Origin of the sequence: Streptomyces sp. HPF1205 (genome assembly GCF_020400825.1) — a bacterium.
In the GTDB taxonomy this organism is placed as follows: domain Bacteria; phylum Actinomycetota; class Actinomycetes; order Streptomycetales; family Streptomycetaceae; genus Actinacidiphila.
In genome coordinates, this window is the sequence record NZ_JAINVH010000013.1 from 67,955 (window position 1) to 83,385 (window position 15,431).

Annotated in this window: 15 protein-coding genes; 10 read left to right on the top strand and 5 right to left on the bottom strand. The window is 72.9% G+C overall.

Annotated elements, in window-relative coordinates; all coding sequences use genetic code 11:
- Nucleotides 1-231 precede the first annotated feature (231 nt).
- The 5 genes from K7G61_RS16845 (at nt 232) to K7G61_RS16865 (ending at nt 3,621) form a co-directional block, all read left to right on the top strand.
- Complete coding sequence (locus tag K7G61_RS16845; RefSeq protein WP_225847680.1) at nt 232-480, top strand: Flp family type IVb pilin; 249 nt, start codon at nt 232-234, stop codon at nt 478-480.
- 38 nt (nt 481-518) lie between these two features.
- Entirely contained in the window at nt 519-1,322 is an 804-nt protein-coding gene (locus K7G61_RS16850; RefSeq protein WP_225847681.1) for a pilus assembly protein TadG-related protein, read from the top strand.
- A 175-nt stretch (nt 1,323-1,497) separates the two neighbouring features.
- Nucleotides 1,498-1,953: a hypothetical protein gene (locus tag K7G61_RS16855; protein ID WP_308190644.1), complete on the top strand. Its 456-nt coding sequence runs from the start codon at nt 1,498-1,500 to the stop codon at nt 1,951-1,953.
- 71 nt (nt 1,954-2,024) lie between these two features.
- Nucleotides 2,025-2,693, top strand: coding sequence for an OmpA family protein (locus K7G61_RS16860; RefSeq protein WP_225847683.1), 669 nt, complete (start codon nt 2,025-2,027; stop codon nt 2,691-2,693).
- A 286-nt stretch (nt 2,694-2,979) separates the two neighbouring features.
- Nucleotides 2,980-3,621 (top strand): hypothetical protein, encoded by a 642-nt coding sequence (locus K7G61_RS16865; protein WP_225847684.1) that lies wholly within the window; start codon nt 2,980-2,982, stop codon nt 3,619-3,621.
- Here the strand turns inward: K7G61_RS16865 and K7G61_RS16870 are convergent.
- A complete protein-coding gene (locus K7G61_RS16870) occupies nt 3,594-3,989 on the bottom strand; it encodes a DUF192 domain-containing protein (RefSeq protein WP_225847685.1) in 396 nt (131 codons plus the stop codon). The two genes, K7G61_RS16865 and K7G61_RS16870, sit on opposite strands and share 28 nt — an antisense overlap.
- A 164-nt stretch (nt 3,990-4,153) precedes the next feature.
- Between K7G61_RS16870 and K7G61_RS16875 the strand changes: the two genes are divergently transcribed.
- Nucleotides 4,154-4,870: an A24 family peptidase gene (locus K7G61_RS16875; protein WP_225847686.1), complete on the top strand. Its 717-nt coding sequence runs from the start codon at nt 4,154-4,156 to the stop codon at nt 4,868-4,870.
- 58 nt (nt 4,871-4,928) lie between these two features.
- On the opposite strand, the gene mgrA is transcribed toward K7G61_RS16875, so the two are convergent.
- A complete protein-coding gene (gene mgrA / locus K7G61_RS16880) occupies nt 4,929-5,957 on the bottom strand; it encodes an L-glyceraldehyde 3-phosphate reductase (protein WP_225847687.1) in 1,029 nt (342 codons plus the stop codon).
- A 162-nt stretch (nt 5,958-6,119) separates the two neighbouring features.
- On the opposite strand from mgrA, the gene K7G61_RS16885 reads away from it, so the two are divergent.
- From K7G61_RS16885 to K7G61_RS16900, 4 genes are all read left to right on the top strand, one after another.
- Entirely contained in the window at nt 6,120-6,881 is a 762-nt protein-coding gene (locus K7G61_RS16885; RefSeq protein WP_225847688.1) for an isoprenyl transferase, read from the top strand.
- A gap of 234 nt (nt 6,882-7,115) precedes the next feature.
- Entirely contained in the window at nt 7,116-8,435 is a 1,320-nt protein-coding gene (locus tag K7G61_RS16890) for a PhoH family protein (RefSeq protein WP_225847689.1), read from the top strand.
- A 408-nt stretch (nt 8,436-8,843) separates the two neighbouring features.
- Entirely contained in the window at nt 8,844-9,527 is a 684-nt protein-coding gene (locus K7G61_RS16895; protein ID WP_225847690.1) for a transglycosylase SLT domain-containing protein, read from the top strand.
- A gap of 172 nt (nt 9,528-9,699) precedes the next feature.
- Nucleotides 9,700-11,295, top strand: a complete 1,596-nt coding sequence (locus K7G61_RS16900) for an AI-2E family transporter (RefSeq protein ID WP_225847692.1) — start codon at nt 9,700-9,702, stop codon at nt 11,293-11,295.
- Between the two features lie 55 nt (nt 11,296-11,350).
- Here the strand turns inward: K7G61_RS16900 and K7G61_RS16905 are convergent, their stop codons facing one another.
- The 3 genes from K7G61_RS16905 to K7G61_RS16915 are packed head-to-tail and all read right to left on the bottom strand — an operon-like array spanning nt 11,351 to nt 15,026.
- On the bottom strand, nt 11,351-13,807 hold the full coding sequence (locus K7G61_RS16905) for an ABC transporter permease (RefSeq protein ID WP_225847693.1): 2,457 nt from the start codon (nt 13,805-13,807) through the stop codon (nt 11,351-11,353).
- Nucleotides 13,804-14,505 carry an ABC transporter ATP-binding protein gene (locus tag K7G61_RS16910; RefSeq protein ID WP_225847694.1) on the bottom strand — a complete coding sequence of 234 codons (702 nt, stop codon included), beginning with the start codon at nt 14,503-14,505 and terminating at the stop codon, nt 13,804-13,806. The genes K7G61_RS16905 and K7G61_RS16910 overlap by 4 nt, the downstream gene beginning before the upstream one ends.
- On the bottom strand, nt 14,502-15,026 hold the full coding sequence (locus K7G61_RS16915) for a PadR family transcriptional regulator (RefSeq protein WP_225847696.1): 525 nt from the start codon (nt 15,024-15,026) through the stop codon (nt 14,502-14,504). The genes K7G61_RS16910 and K7G61_RS16915 overlap by 4 nt, the downstream gene beginning before the upstream one ends.
- Nucleotides 15,027-15,431: the final 405 nt, after the last annotated feature.

Sequence of the window (15,431 nt, forward strand, 5' to 3'; positions counted from 1 at the left end):
CGGCCCCCGCCCCGGCGGGAGTCCGGCCGACGCCGGTTCAACTGGCTGCGGATGCCACCGATCAGGGTGTACCTTCGCATTCGCAACCATATTTGCACCTGCAATTCAATCCGACCCGCTGCGGACCCGACACGACCAGCGAGAGGCGGTGCGCCGTGGTCACCACCCCCGACACGCCACGCACGGCCGCCGCCAGCACTAGCCAGGTGACAAAGGATGGGGCGAACAATCATGAACAGGTGGGCAGTCGAGCGCTACGTAGCCGCCGAACTCTGGCTCCGTACGCAGACCCAACGGGTCGCCGACCGACTCTCGTCCCGCGCCGCGGACCGCGGGCAGACGTCCTTCGAGTACCTGGGAATCGCGGTGGTCATCGCGGTGATCATCGGGGTACTGGCGGGGACGACGGACATCGGTACGAAGATCAAGGACGCGATCAACTCCACGATCGACAAGATCACCGGAGGCGGCGGCCAGTAGGACGGCTTCGGGTGCCTTTCGTCCGAAGGCGCAGGCCGGTGCCGCGTCCGTCGCTTGTCGAAGGCCTCCACCTTCGAGTTTTCCTGGCGCGCAGATTCAACGCACGCCGGTTCGCCGAGGATCGGGGCCAGACGGTCGGCATCTACATCGTGGCCATGGCCGCGCTGTTCTTCCTCGCCTTCGCGTACTTCGCGGTGGGCCAGGCCACGGTCACGCGCAACAGCGCCCAGACAGCGGCGGATGCCGCCGCGCTGGCGGCTGCCCGGGACTACCGCGACCAGATGAAGGGCGACTTCCTCAAGGACCTCACCGGTGGCGACCTCCAGGGGCTCGGCCAGTTGCTGAACCTGACGGGTGAACGCCAGGACCCCACCGCGCAGACGGCCGCGGAGGAGTACGCCGACGACAACGGCGCCACGGTCACGGGCTTCGACAACCCGTCGGACAGCCCGCCGACCTTCACGGTCGCCGTGCAGACCAAAGGCACGGTCGGCCCCTCGGTCATCGGCTCGACCAAGGACAGGCGTGCCGTGGCCAAGGCGACCGCCGTGGTCGAGCCCCGCTGCACGCTGGACGACCAAGGGCTCGGGGGCTCGCCCACCGGGGGGCAGCAATCGGGCGGCCAGGACTCCGGGGGCGCGCAGACGGAAAGCCCCCAGCCGGGAGGCGGGCAGACCGGCGGGCAAACGGGCGGGGACAAGGGTGGGAAGGGGCTGGGCCCCATCCACCTCACATGTGACAGCAACCCGCTGACGATAGATCCGACGCCGGCGGACTTCGCTGTGAACCTCTCGGACTTCTACTCCGTCCACCTGATCACCGACGACTTGCCGAACCAATGAATCCATGAGGGAACGGGAAACGATGGCATACGGGCGCAGGGCGACCACCGTGGCGGCATGCGCCGTCGCGGCCGTCATCACGCTGGCGGGCTGCGGTGGCGGGAGCGGCGGCAAGGGCGGGGGAAGCGGAGACGGTTCCGGTAGCGGAAAGGGCGGTGGAAAGCCGTCCGCTTCTGTGGGTAAGCCCTCCGACACCAGCAGTGGCGACCCTTCCCCGTCCAGCACACCGACCCAGGTTCTCGCCCAGATCAAGGGCGACAAGAACATCGAGGTCACCATCAACTCCGCTGTTCGTGACTCCGGCGGCTTCGTGACAGTCGAGGGAACGATCACCAACGCCGGCACGAGCATTTTCAACGCGGACTCGTGGGTCGGCGACGAGACCGCCCTCGCGCCCTCCGGTGCCTCCGTCGCCGGTGCCGTGCTCGTCGACGAGGCAGGGAAGAAGCGCTACTACGTACTGCGTGACACCGCCGGCCAGTGCCTGTGCACGATGAAGCTGCTGAGCATCCAGCCCCAGGAGTCCCGCCCCTTCTTCGCCCAGTTCCCCGCCCCTCCGGCCGCCACCACCCAGGTCGACTTCGAACTGCCCACCATGCCCCCCGCCAAGATCACCATTTCCCAGGGCTGAGCGGAGGTGCCGCAGAAGTGAGTCCGCGTCCGCGTCAGAAGAGGGCCGAGACGGCCGAGAGGGCCGATGAGATGGCCGAGGAAAGGGCCGGGAAGGCCGCCGGGAGGGCGGTCGGCGTTCCGGTCGTCGTGCTCGTGCTCGTGGCCGCCGGGACGGCGTTCGGCGGGTCGGCCGCCGCCGACACCAATCCGCCGCCGACGTCCACGCAGACCCCGAGCGCGCCGGTGAGCATCGACCCGCACGCCGCCGGGCTGCGGTTGCCGGAGGGGGGCACTCTCGCGCCGCCCAAGGTGCTGGACATCGTGTCGGTGACGGACCAGAGCAGCGTGGCCGCCAGTCAGCCGGAGCAGCGGCAGGAGACGTCGAACTCGACGGTCACGTACGCGCTGCAGTCGGAAGTGCTGTTCGGCAAGGACAGCGCCAAGCTGTCGCCGACCGCGAGTGGCCGGATCCAGGCCATCGCCGCCGATATCAACGCGCGGCACGTGACGTCACCCATTCGGGTCTTCGGCTTCACCGACGACCTCGGCAGCAGCGAGCACGGGCAGGTGCTGTCGAGGCAGCGGGCCCAGGCCGTGTACCAAGTGCTGGCCGGCGCGCTGGCCGGACTGGGTGACGCATCCCACACCTTCCAGGTCCGCGGGTACGGCGAAGACTACCCAATCGCTGACAATTCCACCGAAACCGGCCGCCGTCAGAACCGCCGGGTCGAGATCACTTTCACGCCACCTGCCGCATAACGTACTGAGCATCCGCTCAGACGCGGTACGGTATAAGTCCCCCCCTCGGGCCGGTTCGCTCTCCCCCCCTGCGAGCCGGCCCGTTCTCTTTGCCCCGGCGCCCGTGCGGGCGCGGACGCGACGGTCGACCGGATCCAGCGGATGCCGTGGCCGAAATTCCTCCCCCGCTGAATCAGGCCCCGGTTTTGCCCGCCCGCGCTGTCTCCCGGCGCGCCGCACGGGGCCATCCGGCGTATGCCGCACGCCATACGGGCGTACCGGCGCCCGGGCGCCGTACATTGCCCGCATGCGGAACAAATGGGGATACATCGGATATACCGCCCTCGGGTTCGGCTCCACCGTGGCGGGTCTCGCCGCCGCCGCGGGCTGCTCGGTCGGCCAGGGCTCGCCCGAGGGGTGGCGCTACCTCGACACGGGCACGGTCACCGTCGCCCACCCCACGTCCTGGCACGAGACGCGCGGCGGCGCGGTGCTGCGCGGCGCCGACGGCCGTACGGAGGCGGCCCTCACAGTGACACCGGCACCGGCACCGGCACCAGCACCGGAAGGGGCAGGGGCCGCGGCAGAGGCACCGGAAGCGGCACCGGCCACGGGCGCCGAGGCCGCCGCCCCGCCCGAGTCCGCCGCCGCCGTCCAGGCGCCCGGCCGGCCTGTCCAGCCCGTCCCGCCCGTCCCGCCCGTCCCGCCGGGCTCGGGCCGCGTCCGCCGTGAGGAGGTGCGGCTGGACGGGCGAAGGGCACAGGTGCTCAGCTACACCCGGCCGGCACCCGACGGCCGCCCGGCCGGGCACGTCGAGGTGCGCACCACCGATGCCGCCGGGCACCCCGTGGTGATCCGCGCCTGGGCCCTGGACGGCATGGCGGACGGCCCCGCCGTACTGCGGGAAATCGTCGACAGCATTCAGTTCACGTCCGTACGGCGCCGCTGATCCGCCGGACCGCCGGCCGGTACCTCCAGCCGCACCCCCCGGGCCACGCCCCAGGCCGCCAGCGCGCCCGCCTCCGCCTCCAGCACGTGCCGGGCCCGCAGGCGGGGGCGGCCGACGCGGCCCGGCGGCATCGTGCGCACGGCCAGCACCCGCAGGCCCCGGTCCAGGTAGGCGACGTCGATCGCGAACCGCATCCCCACCGTGTGCACGCTCGACGCGGGCGTCAGCAGCAGCGCGCCCTCGACCCCGTCCCGCCCCAACAGCCCCCGGGTACGGGCCCGGTACGAGGCGGCGACCCGCAGCGGCACCTCACCCCCCGGCGTGCCCAGCCGCCCGTCCCCGTCCTGCCACCGCCGCCGGCGCCGCATGAGAGCCTCCTGGCCGTGTCCGACCCACCGTCCGCCACTCCGTCCGGCACCCGATCCGCCGGTCCGCCTACCCGCCCGCCCGTACGCCAACTCCCGCCCGACCCCCGGCGCCTGGCCCGCGCGCGGACGCGTCCCGGGCCGGATCGGCGTGTACGGTCGGCCCGGTGCATGTCTATCTGATCGCGGGCGCCGCCGTCTGGGGTTTGGCCGGCGGGCTGCTGCTCGTGCCCCGGCCCGCCCACCGGCTCGCCGTTCCCGCGGGGGAGCCCTGGGCGTCCGCCTGCCCGGCCGGCCACCCGATACGCGGCTGGCTGGGGCCGTCCCGCTGCCCGGCGTGCACCGCGCCCGCGTACGGGCCGGGGACCGGGACCGCGCTGGCGTGCGCGCTGGCCTGCGCGGCCCTCGCCCAGGCGACCGGGGCCCGGCCCGAACTCGCGGTCTGGCTGCTGCTCGCCCCGCTCGGCGTCGTCCTGGCCAGGGTCGACCTCCTCGTCGGCCGCCTGCCCGACGTCCTGACGCTCCCCGCGTTCGCCGGCACCGCGAGCCTGCTGGGGCTCGCCGCCCTGCTGCCCGGGCACGACGGCTCCTGGCCGCGCGCCCTCCTGGCCGCGCTGGCCAGCGGTGGCTTCTACTTCCTGATGTTCGTGCTCAACCCGGCGGGACTGGGCTTCGGCGACGTCAAGCTCGCCCCCACCCTCGGCCTGGCCCTCGGCTGGTACGGCTGGCCCGCCGTCGTCGCCGGCACCTTCGCGGGGCTCCTCCTGGGCGCCCTGGCCGGGCTGGTCCTGGTCCTGTCGGGACGCGCCACCCGCAGGACCCCGTACTCCTACGGGCCCTTCATGCTGCTGGGCGCCCTCGGCGGCCTGCTGCTGGCGGCCTGAGCGGCCGCACCGGGCCGGGCGGGGGCGGCCGCCGCCCCGCCCTCGCCCACGGCACGCCCTACCCCCAGAGGTTGACGCCCTCCGGCTCCACGGCGTGCCGGTCGATCTCCGCGAGTTCGTCGTCGGTCAGCGGCGCGGCGCCCACCGCCGCCACGTTCGCCTCCAACTGGGCGACGGACGACGCGCCGATGAGCGCCGAGGTCACCCGCGGGTCGCGCAGCACCCAGGACAGGGCGAGCTGGGCCAGCGACTGGCCGCGGCCGGCGGCCACCTCGTTCAGGGCCCGCAGCCGGCGGACCGTCTCGTCACTGAGCAGGGCCGGGTCGAGCGACTTGCCCTGCGCGGCACGCGAGTCGGCCGGGACGCCGTTCAGGTAGCGGTCGGTGAGCAGGCCCTGGGCCAGCGGCACGAAGCCGATGCAGCCCATGCCCTCCTCCGCCAGCACGTCGAGCAGCCCCTCGGTCTCGATCCACCGGTTGATCATGGAGTACGAGGGCTGGTGGATCAGCGCGGGCACCCCCATCTCGCGCAGGATGCGCGCGGCCCGGCGGGTCTGCTCCGGGCCGTAGGAGGAGATGCCGACGTACAGGGCCTTGCCCTGCCGGACCGCGGAGGCCAGCGCGCCCATCGTCTCTTCGAGCGGCGTGTCGGGGTCGAAGCGGTGGGAGTAGAAGATGTCGACGTAGTCCAGGCCCATCCGGGACAGCGACTGGTCGAGGCTGGCCAGCAGGTACTTGCGCGAGCCCCATTCGCCGTACGGGCCGGGCCACATGTCGTAGCCGGCCTTGGTGGAGACGACCAACTCGTCGCGGTACGGGCGGAAGTCCTGGGCCAGGAGCGTGCCGAAGTTGGCCTCGGCGGCGCCGTACGGCGGGCCGTAGTTGTTGGCCAGGTCGAAGTGGGTGACGCCGAGGTCGAACGCGCGGCGCAGGATGGCGCGCTGCGAGTCCAGGGTGCGGTCGTCGCCGAAGTTGTGCCACAGGCCCAGCGAGACGGCCGGGAGCTTCAGCCCGGAGCGGCCGGTGCGGCGGTATTCCATCGTGTCGTAGCGCCCGTCGGCGGCGCGGTAAAAGGTGCGGATGTTCACGGACCCTGCTTATCACGCGAGGTTGAAGCGGCAACGGCCCGCGTGCCGCCCGGTCCGCTCCCCCTCCCCGGTGCGCGTCCCGCTCCCTCCCCGGTTCGTCCGTACGCGATTCGCGCAGTAGTGTGGCCGCCGGGCGCCGAGCCGAGGAGGGGCTGGTACGCGATGAATCTGCGTGACCTGGTGTACGGGGTGTACTCCCGCAGGGTGGAACGCAGACTCGACGTCGACCGGGCGCCCAAGCACATCGGGGTGATCCTGGACGGCAACCGGCGCTGGGCCAAGGCGGCCGGCGGCACCACCGAGCAGGGCCACCGGGCCGGCGCGGACAAGATCGCCGAGATGCTGGGCTGGTGCGAGGAGACCGGCGTCGAGGTGGTCACCCTGTGGCTGCTGTCCACCGACAACCTGGACCGGCCGGCCGAGGAACTCGTGCCCCTGCTCGGCATCATCGAGGACGCCGTCACCGAACTGGCCGACACCGGCCGCTGGCGGCTGCATCACGTGGGCACCATGGACCTGCTGCCCGCCCGTACCCAGCGGGTGCTCAAGGAGGCCGAGCAGGCCACCGACGGCGTGACCGGGATCCTGGTCAACGTGGCGGTCGGCTACGGCGGCCGGCAGGAGATCGCCGACGCCGTGCGGTCCCTGCTGTACGAGCACGCCGGGCGCGGCACCTCCATCGAGGACCTCGCCGACATCCTGGACGTCGAGCACATCGCCGAGCACCTCTACACCCGTGGCCAGCCCGACCCGGACCTGGTGATCCGCACCTCCGGCGAGCAGCGGCTGTCCGGATTCATGCTGTGGCAGAGCGCCCATTCCGAGTACTACTTCTGCGAGGTCTTCTGGCCCGCGTTCCGCAAGGTGGACTTCCTGCGGGCGCTGCGCGACTACGCCGCGAGGCACCGCCGCTACGGATCGTGACCGGCGTCGGCCCGGACAAAACGGACCACCGGCCGCCTGCCTGCGCAAGTCGCGGCCGTGACGGCTCGCGCGCGAGGGCGGTGAGCGGTCGGTGACCATGCGGTGACCGTCGGATGACTGTCATATGCACTCGCATGGGCGCGGGTTTTCCCGGGCATATCACTGGCAGACCGGCAGTCGGCCATGATTGCCGGACCCGTAGACTCACCTCTCCCCGAGGGGGTTCGTCCACACGTGGTGACCAGCAAGAATCGCCGTGATCACGACCGGCGTACGTACGTACTCGACACCAGCGTGCTGCTCGCCGACCCCAACGCTTTCGCCAGGTTCGACGAGCACGAGGTAGTGCTCCCGGTCGTGGTGGTGACGGAGTTGGAGGCCAAGCGCCACCACCCGGAGCTGGGCTACTTCGCGCGCCAGGCACTGCGGCTGCTCGACGAGTTCCGGATCCGGTACGGCAGGCTCGACGCGCCGATCCCGATCGGCGACTTCGGCGGCACGCTCAGGGTCGAACTCAACCACTCGGACCCCGCACTGCTGCCCGCGGGCTTCCGGCTCGGCGACAACGACTCGCGGATCCTCGCTGTCGCCCGCAACCTCCAGGCGGAGGGGTACGACGTCACGGTCGTCTCCAAGGACCTGCCGCTGCGGGTGAAGGCGTCCTCGGTCGGGCTGCTCGCCGAGGAGTACCGGGCCGAGCTGGCGATCACCTCGGGCTGGACCGGCATGGAGGAGCTGGTCGTCGCCGCCGAGGACGTGGACGCGCTCTTCGCGCAGGAGACCGTCGACCTGCCCGAGGCCGCGGAACTGCCGGTGCACACCGGCCTGGTGCTGCAGTCCGAGCGCGGCAAGGCGCTCGGCCGGGTCACCGCCGACGGCCGGGTGCGGCTGGTGCGCGGCGACCGGGAGGCGTTCGGCATCCACGGCCGCAGCGCCGAGCAGCGCATCGCCCTCGACCTGCTGCTCGACCCGGAGGTCGGCATCGTGTCCATGGGCGGACGCGCGGGCACCGGCAAGTCGGCCCTCGCGCTGTGCGCCGGCCTGGAGGCCGTCCTGGAGCGCCGCCAGCACCGCAAGGTGATGGTCTTCCGGCCGCTGTACGCGGTGGGCGGCCAGGAGCTGGGCTACCTGCCGGGCACCGAGGCCGAGAAGATGAGCCCCTGGGCGCAGGCGGTCTTCGACACCCTGTCGGCGGTGACCACCAAGGAGGTCATCGAGGAGGTCGTGGCCCGCGGCATGCTGGAGGTGCTGCCGCTCACCCACATCCGCGGCCGCTCGCTGCACGACGCCTTCGTGATCGTCGACGAGGCCCAGTCGCTGGAGCGCAACGTCCTGCTGACCGTGCTGTCCCGGATCGGGGCCGGCTCGCGGGTGGTCCTCACCCACGACGTGGCCCAGCGGGACAACCTGCGGGTCGGGCGGTACGACGGAGTGGTCGCGGTGGTGGAGAAGCTCAAGGGCCACCCGCTGTTCGCCCACGTGACCCTCAACCGTTCCGAAAGGTCGCCGATCGCCGCACTCGTGACGGAGATGCTGGAGGACGGCGTAGGGTGATTTGACCGCCGATAATACGAGTTAAGGCTGCTGCGTCCTGGACAAGGACGCAGCAGCCTAGCGTTTCCGGGGGTTCGCCGCTGGGATTTGCCATCGTCCGCGGCGTGTGAACTTTGCCACTCAACCGGAAATTGCCGTGGCGCGTCCCCGTACGGCAGGGTGTGAGGCTGTCAGGCCCCGCTCATGGCACACCCGCACCCTCCGGGGCGCGCGTCGCGAACCACCACACAAGTCCACATCGGCCGCCATGAGCCGCCCGAGCAGCACGCGGACCCCGCTGGGGACTTCGCACCGGGCCCGCGCCTCCGTGACCGACCGGCCCGTACGGCGGACCGGAATGGAGGCCAGTGCCAGGGGCACGATTGCGTCCGCGTGGTCACCAAGCGGGCGCTGCCGGAAGGAAATCGCGTGAGCCGGATCTCGGTCCGGGGACTCGCAGTGGCCTCGGCCACCGCGGTCACCGCTGTGGGCGCCGTCGTCGGCGTCGCGTCGGGTGCGGAGAAGGGCGGCTCCACGGAGCCGGCCGAAGCCGCCGCCGGCACGACGACCCTCCTCGCGGACCTCCCCGAGGGGCAGCAGGTTCAGCAGGCATCGCTGACCGAGCAGGCGCAGGCACAGTCCGACGCCGCTGACGCGACGGCCCGGCAGGTCGCCGAGCAGTCCGCCCGTTTGCAGGCCGCCAAGGACGCGGCCGCCAAGAAGAAGGCGGCGGACGAGGCCGCGGCCAAGGAGAAGAAGGCGAAGGAACTGGCGGCCAGTCACGGCGACGCCAACGCCAGCTTCCCGGTCAAGTCCTCGTACACCATCGCGCAGGTGCAGGCGATGGCGAAGCAGATCGTCGGCAGCGGCCAGTACATGTGCTTCTCCAACATCGTGACCCACGAGAGCGGCTGGGACTACACCGCGACCAACGCGGCCTCCGGCGCCTACGGCCTGGTCCAGGCGCTGCCCGGCTCGAAGATGGCTTCCGCGGGCGCCGACTGGCGGACGAACCCGGCCACGCAGATAAAGTGGGGCCTGAACTACATGAACGTCAAGTACGGCAGCCCCTGCGGCGCCTGGTCCTTCTGGCAGGTCAACCACTTCTACTAGGAGCCCGCGGGGGATCCGCGCCGGGCATCCGGCCCGGATCCCCGGCACACTTCCAGGCCGGCACTTCCAGGCCCGCGGCCGGTCCGGTGGGCCGGAGCAACCCCCAGTCCGGGTAACGTCGTCTCCCACAGCAGTGCCACAGACGGCCGAGGGGTCAGGGGAGAGCCAGCACATGCCGGACAAGCGCCACTGGAGCTCCGCCCTCGCCGCCGGACTGGCCAACCTCGCCACCCGGCTGGACGAACGCCACGCGCGGGTGACCGCGCGCGACGCGGCCGACCGGCGCTCCGCCCTGGACCCTCTCGACGCACCGCCCGCCGTCGACGGCGTCGACGACGAGCGAACGGCGGCCGCCGGAACGGTTTCCACGACCGAGGCGGCCGCCGAACCCGTTTCCGCCCCGCCCGCGGTGGCCGCTCGCACGGCCGCCGCGACGGTTCCCGCGCCGCGCGCCGTTCCCGTCACCGACCCGGTGACCGTCGTCCCGTGGAGCATGCGGGTCGCCGCCGAGATCGGCTGGCGGCTGCTCATCCTGGCCGGCACGGTATGGGTGCTGATGCGCGTCATCGGCGCGATCCAGCTGGTCGTCCTGTCCTTCGCCGCCGCGCTGCTGATCACCGCGCTGCTGCAGCCGTTCGTCGCCCGCCTCAAACGGGCCGGCGTGCCCAGGGGCCTGGCCACGGCGATCGTGTGCGTCAGCGGCTTCGTCATCATCGGCCTGGTCGGCTGGTTCGTCGTCTGGCAGGTGATGGACAACATCGACAACCTGTCCAGCAGCCTCCAGGACGGTATCGCCGAGGGCAAGAAGTGGCTGCTCAACAGCCCCTTCCATGTGACCGACGACCAGATCAACCAGGTCGCGGACAACCTCAGCAACGCCCTGAGCCACAACACCAAGCAGCTCACCGACGCCGGCCTGCAGGGCGTCACGTTCCTCGTCGAGTTCCTCACCGGCATGCTGCTGACGATGTTCAGCACGCTGTTCCTGCTCTACGACGGCCCCAACATCTGGAACTGGGTGCTCAAGCTCTTCCCCGAACCCGCCCGCGAGGGCCTGGCCGGGGCCGGGCCGCGCGCCTGGCGCACCCTCACCCACTACGTGCGCGGCACCGTCCTCGTCGCCCTCATCGACGCCATCTGCATCGGCGTGGGCATCTTCTTCCTCGGCGTGCCGATGGCCGTGCCGCTCGCCGTCGTCATCTTCCTGTGCTCCTTCGTTCCCCTGGTCGGCGCGGTGACGTCCGGCGCCATGGCCGTCGTGGTCGCCCTGGTCACCGAGGGGCCGATCACCGCGCTGGTGGTCCTGGGCGTGGTGCTGGCCGTCCAGCAGATCGAGGGGCACATCCTGCAGCCGTTCATCCTCGGCCGGGCCGTGCGGGTCCACCCCCTGGCCGTGGTCCTGTCCGTGGCCGCCGGCTCGCTCGTCGCCGGCATCGGCGGGGCGGTCGTGGCCGTCCCCCTGGTCGCGGTCGGCAACACGGTGGTGGGCTACCTGCGGGCGTACTCGCGGCAACTGGCCGCCGCCCGCGCCGCGGAGCAGATCTACGGAACCGCGGCAGTCGCGGTCGCGCCCGCCCCGGTCCCGGCCACGGTCGCAGCCGCGGTCCCCGCCGCGGAGGGCGCCGCGGCCGTACGGAACACCGGCCCGGCTGCCGAGGCGGGGTCCGAGGAGGCCGCGGAGGACCGCGAGCCAGGGGAGGCGCGCGACCGGTCCGCCGCCGCCGAGCCGGAGGCCGCCACCGGCCCGACGGGGCAGTTGCTGCCGTAGCCGGCCGCTGGGCCGCCGCACTCCACGGCCGGGCGGCCCGGACCGCCCGGCGGTCCTATTCCGTGCGCAGCCCGTCCGGCCGCATCAGCCGCCACAGGGGCGGCAGACTGAGCAGCGTCACCGCGAGCACCACACCGCCGCCGATGCAGCACATGGTGGCCACGCTCGCCCAGTCGGCGTGGAAGGGCTCGCCGACCATGGCGAGCAGGACCGCGCCCAGGCCCAGGCCGCCCGCGCAGGCCAGCGCGAGCCCGAGGGCGACCGGCACCGCGGCCTGCCACAGCACCGACCAGGCCAGCGCCGACCGCCTCGTACCGAAGGCCACCAGCACCGCGAGCATCTTCTTGCGCTCCCGCAACTGCTCCAGCACCGACACCAGCAGGCTCACCCCGAGCAGCGCCATCGTCACGGCGGCCCCGGCGAACAGCCCGCGCCGCAGCTGGACGTAACCGCCGAGCGTGGTCGTGTCGCGCAGGCTCTGCACGTTCACGCCGGGGCCCAGACGGGCGCCGGTGTTGCGCAGGTACTCGATCGCGTCGGGCCGGTGCGGGTCGAGGACGGCCAGGACGCGGGCGCTCGGGGCGGTCAGCCGTCCGGCGTCCAGGGCCTGCGGGGTGGCCAGCACCCCCCAGTCCGTCATGCCCTCCGGGTCGGCCCGCGCGACCGCCGTGCGGGCGGCCGGCGGGATCGTCCACGGCTTCGGTGTGCCGGTGTACGAGTCGGAGACGGGCACGTTGAGGTCGAGGTGGCCGCCCGGCCGCACGTACTGCCGCATCCAGGACGTGGTCGTCGGGTCCTCCATCTGGCCGGTCGGGGGCACCAGGAACACGCTGCCGGGGCCGCACGCGGTGATCCGCGCCATCTGCCGCAGCGCCGGGCAGTCGCCGATCTGGACCGGCAGCCGGGCGTAATCGGGCGCGCCCCGCAGGCGGGCCGCGTCCGGCTGGGTGGCGAGCCCGTCCACGTGCCCGTACACCCGCGTGACACCGGGCGTGCCGGCCACGGCCGCGAAGTAGCTCCGCGCCTGCCCGCCGCCGGTGACGTCGGCGTAGAGGGCCGCCTGCGCCCTGCTCGTGTCCTCACCGGTGGCGGCGCTGAAGCGGCCGCCGACGGCCCCGAAGAGCATCTGGAGGGCGATCGCCCCGGCCACGGCGACGGTGACGCCGTTGACCATGCGGGCCGAGGCGCCGCTGCTCAACTGCAGCCGGCGGACGGCGAGCTGCCAGGCCACCGGGCCGCCGCGCAGGTGCCCGACGGCACGCTCCACCGCCCAGGGCAGGATCGCGGTCACCCCGGCCAGCAGCAGCACCACGCCGGCGGCGGCCTGGTACTCGTTGAGCGTCGCGTCCGCCTTGACCGTGCCGAACAGCGGGGCCAGCAGCGCGAGGCCGAGCGCCGGGGCGGTCAGCCGCCACCACAGCCGGCGCCGCCGCGGCAGGCCCTGCCGCTCCACGCCCAGCGGTTCGACGGCCGTGCCGCGCAGGCTCAGCACCGTCACGGCCACCGCGGCCGCCGGCACGGCGAGCGCCACCAGCAGCGTCAGCGCCGTGCCGGGCGTCATGTCGGACGGGTAGAAGCTGATGCCCTCGACGAGGGCGCCGAGGTCGATGCGCCCGGCGAGTTCGCGGCCGGCCAGGAAGAACACACCGCCCAGCAGCAGCCCGAGCACCGCGCCGAACAGGGCTTCCCCGACGGCGATGCGCCGGACGGCGCCCATGTCGGCGCCCACCAGCCGCAGCGCGGCCAGCCTGCGGTCGCGCCGCTCGCCGCCCAGCCGTACCGCCGTACCGCTGAACACCGCGACCGGCAGCAGCAGTACGACGACCACGACCACGAGCAGCAGGTCGAAGGTCGGGCCCATCACCTGGGAGTTGCTGTGGTGGCCGAAACCGGCGATGCGGTCGGCGTTCCCGTGCCGGTAGTCGGCGTCGCGGGCGGTGAGGTCGGTGACGCCCGCGTAGAAGTACAGCTCGGCCGGACCCATCAGCCCGGCCTTCCCGATCGTGCCGCTGACGGTGTACGGCAGGCGCTCGCGCAGCAGCGGCGAGGTGGCCAGCAGCTTCTTCAGGGCGGGGGAGACCAGCATGTGCCCGGGGGCCGGCAGGGCGCGAGTGCCGGGCGGGTGCGGGGCCTGGGGGCCCTCGGGCTGGAACAGCGTGCCGAGAACGGTCTTGTCGTGGAAGGTGGTGGTGGCGTCGGCGGCCAGCAGCGTGCTGTCGGTGGGACGCGCCAGGTAGCCGGTCGAGGAGTAGTCGCGGGCCACCCGCTTGCCGTCGCGGGTGTTCATCATGGCCGGCACCGCGGATGCCAGCAGCAGCAGCGCCACCCCGAGCCCGACGCCGACGGCGGTCAGCAGTGTGCGCACCCAGCCCTCGCGCCCGCCGCCCGCCGCGAACCGCAGCCCCAGGCCGAGGTCACGGGCCCAGTCGCGGGTCCAGCCGCGGGGGGAGACGGCCGGCCCGGGGCGGGAGCCGGAGCCGGCCGCCTCCCGCACGTCATGGGGCGTCCTCATGCCACTCGTTCCAGGTCGCGAGACTTCCCGTCCCGCACGACGATCTCCCGGTCGGAGTACGCGGCCACCCGCGCCTCGTGGGTGACCAGGAGTACGGCGGCTCCGGTGTCGCGCGCGGCGTCGGTCAGCAGCCGCATCACACGCTCGCCGTTGAGCGAGTCCAGCGCGCCGGTCGGCTCGTCGGCGAAGATCACCCGGGGCCCGCCCACCAGCGCGCGCGCCACCGCGACCCGCTGGCCCTGGCCGCCGGAAATCTCCCCGGGCCGCTGCCCGGCGACATCGGCGACCTCCAGCCGCTCCAGCCACCGCGCGGCCTCGGCCTCCGCCGCGCGGCGCCGGACGCCGTTCAGCCGCAGGGGTATCGCCACGTTCTCCAGGCAGGTCAGCTCCGGTACGAGCCGGCCGAACTGGAAGACGAAGCCGAAGTCGCTGCGGCGCAGGGCGCTGCGTTCCCCGTCGGACATGGCCGACAGGTCCTGGCCCCGGTAGCGCACCCGGCCCTCGTCGGGCCGGACGATCCCGGCCAGGCAGTGCAGCAGCGTGGACTTGCCGGATCCGGACGGGCCCATCACGGCGACGACCTCCCCGGACCGGACGCTCAGGTTCGCGCCGTCCAGGGCGCTGGTGCGGCCGTAGGACTTGCGCAGGTCCGCGGCGACCAGCAGGTCCGGCGGCGGCGCGGGTGTGCGGGCCGTCATGCGAGCACCTCCGTGGCGAGCTGGTCGAGCCGGGCCGCCGTCAGTTCCAGCCAGCGCAGGTCCGCCTCCAGGTGGAACAGCGCATGGTCGCAGATGAGCTGGTCGGCCAGGTCCCCGTCGGACTTGCGCCGGGTCAGCTCGCGCATCAGCCGCAGGTGCTCGGCCCGCTGCGTGTCCAGCAGGTCGGCCGCCGAGCGACCGGTCAGCAGCGCGAGCACCACCTTGGTGTAGAGGGTGGTCTGCAGATACGGCTCCGGCTTCTCCGGCTGCGCCAGCCAGGCCGCCACATCGGTGATGCCGGCCTCCGTGATGGCGTACCGCTTGCGCTCGGGGCCGCCGCCGGGCTCGATGCCGTCCACCTCGACCAGGCCGTTCTTCAGCAGCCTGGCCATCGTCGAATAGACCTGGCCGTACGCGAGCGGCCGGTCGTGCCCGAAGCGTTCGTCGAATGCGCGCTTCAGGTCGTAACCATGGCGCGGCCCGGACTCCAGCAGTCCGAGCAGGGTGTGCCCGATTGACATGCCGAGCACTCTACATCACGCGTATACATCGTGTGTATACCTACGGACACCACCACGCCCGCCCACGAACATGCAGCCCCGAGGCGCGGGCTCTCACCTCACACGCCCCGGGACTGCGCCTGCACCCCTGCCTCTCCCCCCAACGATGACACCCCCCAACAGCCCCCGCCCGCGGAGGACGTGCCCCGCGCAGAGGGCGCCGCCCGCGGAGGACGTGCCCCGAAGGGGCGCGAGGCTGCATTCGATATGCGGCTGCCGCCGCGCGGGCGCGCGCAACCACAACGCACCGCAAGGTCCCGCGCGAACAGAAACTCACCCCTTCGGGGGCCAGGCCCGCCCGCGCGGAGGGCGCCGCCCGCGGAGGGCGTGCCCCGTGCAGAGGGCGCCGCCGCGCAGAGGGCACCC